The 13,569-nt window shown below is 68.4% G+C and carries 9 protein-coding genes; 3 read left to right on the forward strand and 6 right to left on the reverse strand.

What is annotated here, in order from left to right; genetic code table 11:
- Positions 1-369 precede the first annotated feature (369 nt).
- Positions 370-1,482, reverse strand: coding sequence for an FAD-dependent oxidoreductase (locus tag NM2_RS03950; protein ID WP_067664119.1), 1,113 nt, complete (start codon positions 1,480-1,482; stop codon positions 370-372).
- A 173-nt stretch (positions 1,483-1,655) separates the two neighbouring features.
- On the opposite strand from NM2_RS03950, the gene NM2_RS03955 reads away from it, so the two are divergent.
- The gene (locus tag NM2_RS03955) at positions 1,656-2,207 is read left to right on the forward strand and encodes a TetR/AcrR family transcriptional regulator (RefSeq protein WP_067664122.1); all 552 of its coding nucleotides are present in this window, start codon (positions 1,656-1,658) and stop codon (positions 2,205-2,207) included.
- A gap of 87 nt (positions 2,208-2,294) precedes the next feature.
- On the opposite strand, the gene NM2_RS03960 is transcribed toward NM2_RS03955, so the two are convergent.
- Entirely contained in the window at positions 2,295-3,917 is a 1,623-nt protein-coding gene (locus NM2_RS03960) for a DUF2207 family protein (RefSeq protein WP_067664125.1), read from the reverse strand.
- Between the two features lie 336 nt (positions 3,918-4,253).
- Between NM2_RS03960 and NM2_RS03965 the strand changes: the two genes are divergently transcribed.
- A complete protein-coding gene (locus NM2_RS03965) occupies positions 4,254-5,228 on the forward strand; it encodes a neutral zinc metallopeptidase (RefSeq protein ID WP_245717829.1) in 975 nt (324 codons plus the stop codon).
- Between the two features lie 33 nt (positions 5,229-5,261).
- Here NM2_RS03965 and NM2_RS03970 read toward each other — a convergent pair whose 3' ends face one another.
- The 4 genes from NM2_RS03970 to NM2_RS03985 form a co-directional block, all read right to left on the reverse strand.
- On the reverse strand, positions 5,262-5,963 hold the full coding sequence (locus tag NM2_RS03970; protein ID WP_067664127.1) for a TetR/AcrR family transcriptional regulator: 702 nt from the start codon (positions 5,961-5,963) through the stop codon (positions 5,262-5,264).
- Positions 5,963-8,203, reverse strand: a complete 2,241-nt coding sequence (locus NM2_RS03975) for an MMPL family transporter (protein ID WP_067664130.1) — start codon at positions 8,201-8,203, stop codon at positions 5,963-5,965. The genes NM2_RS03970 and NM2_RS03975 overlap by 1 nt, the downstream gene beginning before the upstream one ends.
- Positions 8,204-8,272: 69 nt before the next feature.
- Positions 8,273-9,580 (reverse strand): ammonium transporter, encoded by a 1,308-nt coding sequence (locus NM2_RS03980; protein WP_067664199.1) that lies wholly within the window; start codon positions 9,578-9,580, stop codon positions 8,273-8,275.
- A 93-nt stretch (positions 9,581-9,673) separates the two neighbouring features.
- Complete coding sequence (locus NM2_RS03985) at positions 9,674-10,501, reverse strand: hypothetical protein (protein ID WP_067664133.1); 828 nt, start codon at positions 10,499-10,501, stop codon at positions 9,674-9,676.
- A gap of 516 nt (positions 10,502-11,017) precedes the next feature.
- On the opposite strand from NM2_RS03985, the gene NM2_RS03990 reads away from it, so the two are divergent.
- On the forward strand, positions 11,018-13,569 hold a 2,552-nt coding region (locus NM2_RS03990), incomplete at its 3' end, for a DNA polymerase III subunit gamma and tau (protein ID WP_245717830.1).

Consider the following 13,569-nt stretch of genomic DNA (forward strand, 5'->3'; position numbering starts at 1 on the left):
TCGTCGCCGATCGCCTCCGCTTCGTTTCAGCGGTGCGGAGGCTCGGTGCGGACCTCTCGTCCGCTGTACGGCATCCCCCCGGGGGCTACCTGAGCGGCGGTTCTCTTCGCTCTTCCACTTGGTCCGCAATCGCCCTGGGTGCAGTCCGGTCGTCCGTATGCGGGTTGCGGGATCGGCTGCTGCCCTGCTGGATTGGCGTCTCGGTCCTGGATTGCCCTGTGGCCGTAGCGCTGGCGTTGCCTGTGTTCGGTACGGTGCCCAGTTGCGGCTCTCGGGCCGCTGTTCCGCGGCGATGTGACATCCGGCTGCTCGATGCATCGGGTTTGGACTGGTCCGACGTCGCGGAGTTCGAGGTGCGAGGCTACGGGATCAGTGGGCGAAGGTGCGAACCGCGGTGTTGCGCAACGCTATTGCCGCGCGGGATCGGGGGACGAGGAGTTGTCCGGCCAGGGCGAAGCCGCGTTGTCTGGGCTTGACCAGGGTGCGGTGACGGCGTTCGTAGCGGCGTAGGGCGGCGGACATGTCGGTGGGGGTGTCGGCGAGTTCTTCGGCGAGGGTGTGTGCGGCGGCGATGGCTAGGGTGGAGCCGTCGCCGAACAGAGACAGGCTCGAGGCGGCGTCGCCGATCAGGGTGACGCGGCCGTTCGTCCACGACGGCAGCCGGACCTGGCTGACCGAGTCGAAGTACATGTCCTCGGCATCGGCGACCCGGTCGAGGAAGTCCTCGAATATGCCCAGTCGGCCGGTGTACGTCTCGGTGACCAGGCGTTTGTGCGCGGCGAGATCGCGATGGTCGAAGCCGGGCACGGGCGCGTGCCGGAAGATGAACGCCGCCAACGGAATTCCGTGTGCCGGATGCACGCTGAAGGATCGGCCGGGCGTGTTGTACATGGCCACGGCGTGATCCCCGGCGAGGGTGCGGTCCACCGGCAGGGTGGCGACGAACATGCCCATGTGCCGGATGAACTCGTGCTCGGGGCCGAAGGCCAACTGCCGCACACCCGAATGCAGTCCGTCCGCCCCGACGACCAGATCGAACCGGGCGGGTTCGCCGTGTTCGAAACGGACCTCGACCCCGCCGTCGCGCTGGGTGAGTCCGGTGATCGTTTCACCCCAACGGATTTCGGCGATATCCTGCGCGGTCGACAGCAGCGCCGCGGCGAGATCGGCGCGGGCGATCTCGATTTCGCGACCGTCGGGTGAACCCTGTATCGAGTTGATGTTCATCGACGCCCGCTCGCGCCCCGATGCGTCGAGGAAGGCGATCCGCCGCACGGCTGTCGCGGAGGCCCGGAGCCGGGGCGCGATCCCCATCCGCTCGACCACGTCGAGCGCGGGTCCCTTGACGTCGACCGGATTGCCGCTGGAGCGCTGCCCGGCCGCGCGTTCCACGACGGTCACCGTCCACCCTTGTCGCGCAAGCCAATACGCCAGGGTCGAACCGGCGACCCCGGCACCGGAGATCAGCACGCGCCTTCTCATTTTCGTACCCTGCCGACGCTCGCCTTCGGCAGGCGCACGGCGTGCTGCGTCGATGATTCGTTCGGGAACCCGCTCATATCGAATCCTCCGTGGTAAGCGGACGGATTTCGTCCACTTCATTGACTGTACACTAAGCGGAAGAAAATCGTCCACTTGTTTCGGAGGTTTGTGCAGTGCGAGCCGACGCACGCAGTAATCGCGACCAGATCGTGGCGGCCGCGCAGGTCGTGTTCCTGGAGCAGGGCGTGGAGGTCTCGATGAAGGAGATCGCCGACCGCGCGGGCGTCGGCGTCGGCACCCTGTATCGCCGGTTTCCCGATCGCGGGGCGCTGATCAGCGCGGCCGCACACGCCTATCTGTCGGGTCTGGCGGATCTGGCGGCAACCGCCATCCGGGACGAGGAGGACGCGTGGTCTACCCTGTGCCGGTTCCTGCGCGAATGCGCGGAGATGCGCTTGGGCGCGCTGGCCTCGGCCATCGAGCCGACCCTGCACGCCGACATCCGCAGCGATCCCGCGCTGACCGAGGTGCGCGCCCGCATCGCCGACCACGTCGAGGACATGACCACCCGGGCCCGGGCGTCCGGCGATCTACGCGCCGACGTCGGCCCCCGGGACATCGCCGCACTCATGACGTTGCAGGTGTTCGTCTTCCCGGACGAGTCGTACGTCGAAACCGCCCGCCGCACAATGGATATCGTCCTGGCGGGCCTGCGCGCCCGCTGAGATCCGATGCCTTGCTCGAACAGGGCCCGAGATCGACGAGCCGGGCGATCGTGGCCGGTTCCACCACGGAGAGCGCGGCCGCCGGTGTCATCGAGCGGTGCCGTTCGTGGCGAACAGCCCCTCCACGGCGGTGATGAAATACGGGAAACGTCCGGCGAAGCGGCTCAGGTCCCGATCCTGTTCGAATCCGCCGAACCAGTACAGGCCGGGTTCGCGGTCGGCGGACAGATCGATCTCGCGGAAGGTGCGGATCCAGTTGTCCGAGCGGGCGCCGATGATCGTGTACGGCAGGCCGCGGGAGAACACCTGCTCGCGTTCGGCCGGCGGCACCATCTCCACCCGCATCGTTTCGAGTCCGCGCTGTAGGCCGCGCACCCGTCCGGCCAGGGTCCGCCCGGCGGCCGTGCGGGCCGGAAGGTAGGCGGGCAGCAGCAGCGCGGCCACGCCGCCGAGGGCGACCGCGACGCCGACCAGCGCGTATCCGCCCGATATCGCCAATCCGACGGTTGCGGCCGCGCCGACGATCAGGAGTATCGCGCCCAGCCAGAAGGTCAGGCCACGGCGTTTGCGGTCGATCAGGATGCCATGGGCCAGGGCGTCGGCCCGCAGTGCCGCGCGGGCCGGTTCGCCCGAGACGCGAGTGCGCAACTCCGACAACAGAATCGACTCCGCACCGTCGGGCAGGACGGCCCGGTGGATCTCCCGTTCGAACTCGCGCAACTGCTCGTCGGCCGGATTCAACCGGGTGATGCGCCAGTCGGAATCGCCGACCGGCGCGACCCAGATGTACCGGCGCACAGCCAGATCCACGACGGTCGAGGCGAGATCGACGGCGTCGACGGAATTGTCGAGCAGCAGACCCGCCTCGCCCGGCAGGACGCCGTCCGGTGAGACGAACTGTGCCCTGCTTCCCTTGCGCTGCACCGGATCCACGACCTCGTCACCGCCGAGCGCCGCCGCGTTCTGCCGACGCGACCACAGCACGTATCCGGCCAGTGCGACGAGTGCCACGATCAGCACCCCGAAGGCGATCAGCACCGGCGCGGTGATCGAGAACGGGCCGTGCGAGCCGCCGTCGGTGATATCGGCGTTGGCGGGCACGGTCCCGGGCGGCAGTTGCAGGGTGACATCGACGATATCGCCCTTGTGCAGGCCGGTCTCGTGCAACGTGAGCACGCCGTCGGGTTCGACTGTGGCATCGCATTTGTGCGTGCCGGTCTGCGGGCCGACCTTGCAGTCGATGATGCCCATCCGGTAGCTGGGGCTGATCAGACTGGCGTCGAAGGAGGCCACATCGGACTGGAGAACGCCTGTCCAGCGGAAGATCTGAGTACCCGGTGCATCGCTGACCGTGTTGTGCACGGTGTACCTGAACGACGATGTCCCCACGGGCGCGTCGACGGTGAACACCTCACCGCTCACCGTGGCCGAGCCGGGTCCCGTGCTGGAGATGTCGCTGACCTTGAACCGGCGCTCACCGCCCTTGTCTCCCAAGGCAACTCGCAGCGGCAGCGCCATCCGGAATTCCCCGCCCGGCGGAACGGTCACCTTCTCTGCGACCTCGAGGTTCCCGTCCCTGCTGAGTTTCACATCGGCCGAAATCGCCACCCCGTCGGCCGGTGCCTGTGCTCTTGCGGCGGGTGCTGTCAGCAACATCCCGGCGAGAACCAGCATCATGGCGCCGAGAGCGCCCCCCCGAAAAATCAGCATGGCGCAACAGCATAGACAGCTTGGTATTCTTCGGCATCAGCTAATCAGTTGACCGAGAGACGGGGGCGCGGGGGAGTGAGCCGACCACCCTATGGGAACGGTCCCGGCACGCCCGGTGGTCCGGCCGGGCCGCACGGTCCGCAGCCGGGAAACCCACCGGGATACGGACGTAATCCAAGTTATCCACAGCCATCCCGCTATCCCCAGCAGCCCGGTTATCCACAACAGCCGCGTTATCCACAACAGCCCGGCCAGCCGCAGTACGGCCCCGGACCGGGTTATCCACAGCAGCCGGGTTATGCCGCGCCGCCGCGACCACCGGGATACGGCGGGCAGATGCCCCCGCGTCCCTACGGCCCGGCCGGAGTTCGCCCCGCGACCTACGGACCGCCGATGGGCCGGATGCCGTACGCGCCGCCGCCCGGACGTCCGCCGAGCGGCGGGCGCGGCGGCGCGATCGGCGTGCTCGTCGCCGTGGTCGTGGTCGTCGTCGCCGGTACGCTGGTGCGGCTCGGGCTGTACACCGCGATCGACCACAGCACCACATCCGAGGCCGGTCCCTACACCACCTATCCCACCTCGACCGCCACCGTCGGAGTCGCCGCGACGGGCAGCAATCCCATCCTGGCCGATCCTGGAACGGCGCTGAGCACGGCGAACTGTCCCTACGCCGCCTGGAGCACCCGGGTCGACCAGGCCCGCAAATTCTTCGAGAGCGCCGCGACGTGCCTTGCCGCGGCCTGGAAACCGGTGCTGGCCAAGGCGAATCTGCCGTTCAACCCGCCGGTGCTGAACGTGACCGCGAGCACCACCGGGCTCAGCACACCCTGCACGGGCAGCACGACCAACTTCGCCGCGTTCTACTGCAATGCGAATCAGACCATCTACATCCCGCTGGATCACATCCAGACCGATATCATCGGAAACCATTGGGAGCGTTACCTTTCGGTCTTCGCGCACGAGTACGGACATCACGTCCAGCAGCAGGCGGGCATCCTGAGCAAGGCGCACGAGGACGAGTACGACGCGGGCGTGGACACCTCGAAGGGAATGGAGGTCTCGCGCCGGATCGAGTTGCAGGCGCAGTGTTTCGACGGCATGTACCTGGCGTCGAGCGCCGGAGGCGGATCACTGACCTCGACGCAGATCACCATGGCGCGCAAGGACGCCTACTCCCGCGGCGACGACGATTCCGATATGCGCGATCACGGCACGAACCAGCATTCGGGTGACTGGTTCAGTCTCGGATACGACCGGAACAACACCGCTCGGTGCAATACCTACACAGCCTCGTCGAGTCAGGTGAGCTGACTTCGGATGCTCGATGAGAGCGGAGTGAACTGATCAGGTCCCGGATTCGCGTTGTGCGCGACGAATTTCGGCCAGCCAGCGGGCGCCCTCGTCGGGTTCGGGGACCGGGTCGCAGCCGATGATGTCCAGAACCGCGTGCCCCATGCACGCCGAGCCCAGCACGCGATCGATGAGCGTATCCACATCACCCCACGGCAGCGCGGGTTTGGCGATCAGCAGCGAGGCGATGCCGTGCGCCGCGGCCCACAATTCCAGGACGACCGGCAGCGTATCCCCCTCGGCGATGACGCCGGAATCCATTGCCTCCCGGACGGTTGCGGCGAACCGGACGACCGCGCCGCTGCCGAGCACCTTGTCCACCGCGGTCGGCCCCTGCTCGCCGGTGGGCATGAAGGCCAGCCGGTACTGCTCGGGGTTGTCCAGGGCGAATCGCACGTAGGCCACCCCCTGATCGCGCAGCCGGGTGATCGGTGAGCGCGCCGGATCGGTGGCCGAACCCATTGCGGCGTCGAGGTTCTCGAAAACCTGCGCGACCGCGGCGTCGATGAGCGCGTCCTTGTCGGCGAAGTGCCGGTAGATCGAGGGAGCGCTCACCCCGACCAGTTTGCCGACCGCCCGGATGGAGACCGCGTCGGCATTTCCGGTGCGCGCGAGCAGTTCTCGAGTGGCGTCGAGAATCTCCTCGCGCAACCGCGCTCCGGATCCGCGGGCCGAACGCGGCCGCCGGGAGGACATCACGTATGCATCACCAGCTCGGGGTCGTGGGCGGGCGGCGCGGATTCCTCATGGAATCCGAACCTTTCGTGCAGGCGGCGCAGCGGTGCGGGCGCCCACCAGTTGGCGGTGCCGAGCAGCCGCATCAGCGCGGGTACCAGCAGTCCGCGAATGACGGTGGCGTCGGCGAGTACGGTCAGGGTCAGACCCAGGCCGAACATCTGCATGAACGACACCTTCGCGGAAACCATGGCTCCCAACACGATAGCCATCAGGAGGGCCGCGGCGGTGACGATCCGCCCGGTGTGCGCGACGCCCAGGGCCACCGAGCGGGTGTTGTCCGCCGGGGTGCGGTCGGAGGCGAGCCATGCCTCCCGGATCCGCGAGAGCAGGAACACCTCGTAGTCCATCGACATACCGAACGCCAGGCAGAACATCAGCAGCGGCATCGTCGGGACCAGATAGCCGGTTGTGGTGAAGCCCAGCAGATTCGACAGATTCCCGTCCTGGAAGATCCACACCATCATGCCGAACATCGCGGTGAGCGAGAGAGTGTTGATCAGCACCGCCTTCAGCGGTATCACCACGCTCCCGGTGAACAGGAACAGCACCACGAAGGTGGACAGCGCGATCAGCGCGATCGCCAGCGGCAGGCGCGCGGCCAGCGAATGCAGTCCGTCGGCATCGATTTCGGCCATACCGCCGAACAATGCCGGGGCGGGCGGCGGTACCGCCCGCAGGTCACGCAGTTGCTGCTGTCCGGCCGCGGAATACGGGTCGATCGTCGACGCGACGGTGAGGTATTGACCCGAGGGGTTGGCCATACCCGGTGGCGCGGAAGCCATTCGGCCGCCGGAGATGTAGACCCCGGCGTCGGACAGCACCGCGGACACGCCGTTCACCTTCGACAACGCCGTGGCATACGAACTCGCGTTGCCCGAATAACCGTGCAGTACAACGGTTGTGCCGTTGCCGGCGTTGACGCTCGGGAAGTCGCTGCGCAACGCGTCGCCGACCGTCCGGCTCGTGGTGCCCTTGGGCATCACCCGATCGTCCGGATAACCGAATTTCACGCCCAGGAACGGGGATCCGAGCGCGAGCAGCACCACGACGATCACCAGCGCCACCGGAATCGCGTGTCGCATAACCCAATCGACCGTGCGATACCACCGCGACCGTTCGGGTGCGACGGGCACCGGCGCACCCCGGCGCAGCAGACGCCGCACCCCGGCGCGAGCGTCCAGGGCGTTGACCCGGTCGCCGAGCAGGACCAGCGCGGCGGGCAGCAGCACGATCGAGGCCGCCGCCGCGGCCACCACCACCGCGACGCCCGCATAGGCGAAGGATTTGAGGAAGTACAGGTTGAACACGCTGAGCACGGCCATCGCCAGCGCCACGGTGAGCGCCGAGAACAACACCGTGCGTCCGGCGGTCTGCACCGCGCGGATGGCGGCATCCCGATGCGTGCGCCCGCCGCGCAACTCTTCGCGGAAGCGGCTGACGATGAACAGGCTGTAGTCGATCGCCAGCGCCAGCCCGAGTGCGGTGGTCATGTTCAGCGCGTAGATCGACACGTCGGTGAACAGCGTGAATCCGCGCAGGATCGCCAGCGCGCTGGCAATCGCGAACAGGCCGACCGCCAGCGGCAGAGCCGCGGCGATCACGCTGCCGAAGACCAGCGTGAGCACGATCGCGGTCAACGGCACGGCGACGCCCTCGGCGAGGGTGAGGTCCTTGGTGATCTGGTTGTTCACATCGTGGTAGACCGCCGTCTCGCCCCCGGCCCGGACGGTGATTCCGGGCGACGTGTCCGCGAATTGCGCGGCGATGTGTCCGGCGGTCTTCTGGGCGAGGTCGTCACCGCCCTTCAGATACGCCAGGACCAGGGCGCCGTGCCCGTCGGTGCCGCGCAGGGCCGAGGCGACCGGCCCCGGGCTGGTCCAGTACGACCGCACTCCTACCGTGTCGTCGCGGGCCTGCAGGGTGTCGACGATCCGCGTCCCCGCCTGACGTGCGGCGGGGGTGTCCACGCCCTGGTCGGCATCGACGAGCAGGACGAAATTGGGCTGCGCGCCGTTGAAATCCCGCGCGAGCAACTGCGCGGCACGGGAGGACTCCGCGTCGTCGGAGGTGAAGCCGCCGGCCTCGAGATGCGCGGCGACCGATGCGCCGAACAGGCCGCAGAACACGGCCAGCGCGAGTGCGGTGAGCAGCACCGCTCGCGGGTATCGGGTCGAGAATTGTGCGATTCGGGTCAACATGGGAGCCCCCAGTCCACGGTGAGGTAACAGCGTTAGCATAACGCCGTTACCTCACCGTCGCGCAAGGGGTCAGTGATCTCGGTCACCGTGCTGGTCGCGGTGGCCCTGTTGACCGTGGCCGAACAGCCCGCGCGGGGCGTGCCCGTGCACGCCCTCGGCGTAGGCGGTCTCCGCGTGCAGGGCGAAGTCGATGCCGCCGACCTCCTCCTCCTTGCTGATCCGGAAGCCCATCACGCGATCGATGATCTTGCCCAGCACGTACGAGACGACGAAGGCCCACGCGGCGACCACGATCACCCCGACCGCCTGCTTGCCCAGCTGAGTCAGGCCGCCGCCGTAGAACAGCCCGCGCGGACCGCCGGTCATCACCCGGCTGGCCAGCAGGCCGATCAGCAGCGTGCCGACGATGCCGCCCGCGAAGTGCACGCCCACCACATCGAGTGAATCGTCGTATCCGGCACGGAATTTCCAGCCAACGGCGAACGAACAGACAACGCCCGCAACCAATCCCACGATCACTCCGCCGAGGGTGTTCACCGAACCGCAGGACGGCGTGATCGCGACCAGCCCGGCCACCGCACCCGAGGCGGCGCCGAAGGTGGTGGGCCGGCCGTCGCGAATCCGTTCCACCGCAAGCCATCCCAGCATGCCCAGGCAGCCCGCGACGAGGGTGTTGAGGAAGGCCGCCGCGGCGATTCCGTTGACCCGCAACGCCGATCCGGCATTGAACCCGAACCAGCCGAACCACAGCAGGCCCGCGCCCAGCAGCACGAACGGCAGATTGTGCGGGCGCATCGCGTCGACCTTGAAGCCGATCCGCGGTCCCAGCACCAGGGCCAGGGCCAATGCCGAAGCGCCGGAGGCGATCTCGACCACCAGCCCGCCCGCGAAATCGAGCGTGCCGAACGAGGAGAGCCAGCCGTTCGGCCCCCACACCCAGTGCGCGACCGGGGCGAACACCAGCAGCGTCCACAACGGGACGAACACCATCCACGCGGAGAACTTCGCGCGGTCCGCGATCGCGCCGCTGACCAGCGCCGCGGTGAGGATGGCGAAAGTCAGCTCGAAGGTGGCGTACAGCAGTTCCGGTACGCCGCCGCGCACGGTGGCCGGGCCGATGCCGGACATCGCGGTGTGCGCGAGTGTGCCGATCACGCCGCCGCCCGCGTCCGGGCCGAATGCCAGGGTGTAGCCGAACAACAGCCACGTCACCGTCACGAGGGGGATCGAGATGAAGCTCATCATCAGCATGTTCAGCACGCCGGTGGACCGCACCATACCGCCGTAGAACACGGCCAGGCCGGGTGTCATGAGCAGAACGAGCGCGGTGCTGGCAAGTAGCCAGGCGGTGGCAGCGGGGTCGAGGGTTGAGGGCATGGGGACTCCTTCCACGCGCGTGAAGCGCTGCATGGAAGTTACCGAATGCTCACACCCCGGCGTGTCGGGTGGCCGGGCGCGTCCGGCTGGAAGCTATCCCCGGCGGGCGCGCCGGGCCAGTGCGCGGCGTCCGCGCGGGCCGGGTACCGGCAGCTCGTCCTCCAGGGCCAGCCAGCCGGCGGTGGCGAGCCACTGCTGCTGGGCCCGCGCGTCGGCGGTGTCGTTGAACACCCGGCGGCCGCGGTCGTCGCGTAGCTCGTGCGCGAGCACGGACCAGCGCGGCGGGCGGCCCTGTTCGTTCCGGTAGTCCTCGAGGTAGGTGGCCACGATCGTGCCTATGGCATTCACCGGCCGTAGTGAGACCCGGTTGCCGAATTTCGCCGAATGGAAGCGCCGTGCCGCGCACAGCGACCGGGGCGTCGCGTCGTAGGCGATCCACCCGGCGCGCTGCACCCGCTCGATCAGCCAGAGGTGTTTCACCGCGGTCGGCGCGATATCGCCGACGTGTTCGACGATGAGGTTCATGACCTGCCGGGTCTGCAGGATGTCGCGACGGGTCGGACCGTGGCCGTGGTCGTCCCAGTATTGCTGGGTCAGGGTTGCCAGCACCCGGCCGAATTCGTCGATATTGCGCTGTGCGCGGCGGCCCAGGCGTTCGATGCGTTCGGCCTCGGCGCGCATCTGGTTCTGCACGATGAGGGTGCGGACCGCGGCGGGCGTCGGCACCTGGCCGCGGTCGAGGAGTTCCAGAATGGCCGCGGCGGTGTGCGGGTCGGCGGCGGCCGAGACCGGGAGCGAATCGCGATTGAGCGCGAAATCCGCGGGGCTGATCGCCCTGCTCAGCAGGCCGGTGGCCGCGTTGTTACCGGCGAATTCGGTATGTGAGAGCCACGCGGCGGCGGTGGTGTCACACGACTGCACGGTGGATATTCCTCCGGGACGTTGGCGGGAGCGCGACGCGGAGATGGGAGGACTCCCGATGCGTGCTGTGGATTGCCAGGTTGCGCCCCGGTCGGGATGAGGGACCGGCCGGGACCACCAACCTGATGAAGGTTTGGCTACCGAAGTTGCCGTGATCCACGTTAGCCAGCCGATTGCCTTGAATGCCAATCGGTTTACTCGATCGTTATGTATGTGTTGTCCGATTAATACAGGTGTACAGTTTGTTACTTCGCGTCTTGACTGTTTTCGGTTCAGCTATACGAAACGGTGATTGATTGCATTTCCAATTTCTTCGCACCACCGCAGTTCGCAGAGTTCGCTGCCCGGCTCGTGAACAAGCCGAAGGAATGATTGAGGTGAGGTGGACGGAAGAGCGCGCCGCAAGCCTGCCGACTACCGCCCACTCCCCGGAACACCCCGGGCCCGGCCACGTCCGTCGGAGCGAAGCGGAGGCCGAAAATACTGTGTGTCGGTGGTCGCCGGTACCCTCGGGCCGTGGCTCTGTACCGGAAGTATCGACCGGCAACATTCGCAGAGGTGGTTGGGCAGGAGCATGTCACCGAGCCTCTAAGTACGGCGCTGGACACCGGGCGGATCAGTCATGCCTATCTGTTCTCCGGTCCGCGCGGCTGCGGTAAGACCTCTTCCGCGCGCATCCTCGCGCGCTCGCTCAACTGCGTCGAGGGGCCGACCTCGCGGCCGTGCGGGGTGTGCTCGTCCTGTGTGGCGCTCGCGCCGGGCGGCTCGGGGAATCTGGACGTCATCGAACTCGACGCCGCCAGCCACGGCGGTGTGGACGACACTCGCGAGCTGCGCGACCGGGCCTTCTACGCGCCCGCCGAGTCGCGGTACCGGGTGTTCATCGTGGACGAGGCGCACATGGTCACCACCGCGGGGTTCAATGCCCTGCTCAAGATCGTGGAGGAGCCGCCCGCCCATCTGATCTTCGTCTTCGCCACCACCGAGCCGGACAAGGTGTTGCCGACCATTCGCTCGCGCACCCATCACTATCCGTTCCGGTTGCTCCCGCCCGCGACCATGCGCGGGCTGCTCGGCACGATCTGCGAGCAGGAGGGCGTACCGGTCGAGGAGGCGGTGTATCCGCTGGTCATCCGGGCCGGTGGCGGTTCCCCGCGCGACAGTCTGAGCGTGCTGGACCAGCTGCTCGCGGGCGCGGGCCCGGAGGGCGTGACCTATCCCCGGGCGCTGGCGCTGCTGGGCGTGACCGATATCGCGCTGATCGATGATGCGATCGAGGCGCTGGCTCACGACGATGGCGCGGCGCTGTTCGGCACCGTGGACCGCGTGGTCGAGGCCGGACACGACCCTCGCCGGTTCGCGGGTGATCTGCTGGAGCGGATGCGCGATCTGATCCTGTTGCGCGCGGTCCCCGACGCCGCCGACCGCAATCTGGTCACCGGCCCGGGTGACGTCCTGGACCGGATGCGGGATCAGGCCCAGCGCCTGGGCTCCGCGGCCCTGACCCGCTACGCCGAACTGCTGCACGAGGGCCTGGGCGAGATGCGCGGCGCGACCGCCCCCCGCCTCCTGCTCGAGGTCATCTGCGCCCGCATGCTCCTGCCGGTCGCCTCGGACTCCGAATCCGCGACCCTGCAACGTCTCGAGCGACTCGAACGTCAGATGGCGGGCGGTGCTGTTCCGCCCGCACCGAGTGCGGCCGCACCGACCCGCGCCCCAGCCTCGCCCGCCCAGGAGGGCGAGCAGCCCCGCCAGGCTCCCGTCGAACGTCCGCAATCCGGTCCGCCTCGTCGTCGCGGGGCCGAGGCGCTGGCCGCCATCCGCGGGACCCGCGCCGGTGGGCCTCAGGCAGCGCCCGAGCCGCAGGATTCGCCTGCCCCGGCCGCCCAGCAACGTCCCCATCCAGCCCAGCGCGCCCAGCCGCCTGGCACCGAATCGACTGGCTCCCAACGAAATCCGGATGCAGAAGGCGCGGCCTCACCTCAGGAATCCGCGCCGGCCAGCGCTTCGCCGTCCGATCAGGAGTCCGCGCCGAGGAGTGTGTCGCAGTCCGGCTACGAGTCGGCGCAGGGCGGTGTGACCCGGTCCGGCCCGGAGTCTTCGCCGAGTAGTGCGTCGCGGCCAGGTCAGGAATTCGCGCAGGGCGGTGTGTCGCGGTCTGGTCAGGAGTCCGTGCCGAGTGGTGCGTCGCAGTCGGGTCAGGCGTCCGCGCAGGGCGGTGTGTCGCGGTCCGGCCGGGAGTCTGCGCCGAGTGGTGCGTCGCAGCCAGGTCAGGAATCCGCAACTAGCAGCGTGTCGCGGTCCGATGCCGCATCTATGCCGCCCGTCGATGGTGTGGCTGCGGAACAGCCTGCTGACCGCACTGCTTCCCAGTCGTCGCGGAGCGGTGATCCGGTCGAGGACGACCCCGCGCCCGCTGTCGATGTGCCGGGTCGACCGGCTGCCGACGACTCGAATGCCGACCTGTCGATGGAGTCGGAATTCGATGCATCGCAGGATGATTCGCTCGATCCGGGGTCGCCGGATCCTTCGGAATTCGCCTTCGCGTCCGGTCGGCGGGACGCCGAAGCTGATGCCGAAGATGTTGTGCCGCAGGATGATTCGCTGAACGAAACGCCATCCGTACCCGAGGGTGACCCGCGCTCGGCGGAGTCGGCCGGTTCCGAACCCCTCGCGGTCGAGCCGGACGAAGTCGTGTCGGAACAGGCGCCCGAACCCGCTCCCGCTGCCGAACCCGCTGTCGCACCGCGGCAATCGGCCGGAGCGGATACGTTGCGCGAGGTCGAGGCGGCCTGGGGAGATATTCGGTCCAAGGTGCGGGAGTTCGGCGCGGCCGTGCACGCGCTGCTGTCGGGGGCATCGGTGGCGCGGTTGGAGGGGGAGACGGTCGTGTTGGCTCATCAGCACGCGCCGTTGGCGCAGCGGCTGGCGAATCCGAAATATGTCGAAGCGGTGCAGTCCGCGATCGAGGCGGTGCTCGGGCGGCGGTACGAGGTGCGTTGGGAGGTTGCGGGGGCGTCGTCCGGCGGGGCGCGGCCCGAGCAGTCCGCCCGGCCGCAGCCCGCACC

This window comes from Nocardia miyunensis NBRC 108239, from assembly GCF_001613065.1.
Taxonomy (GTDB): Bacteria; Actinomycetota; Actinomycetes; order Mycobacteriales; family Mycobacteriaceae; genus Nocardia; species Nocardia miyunensis.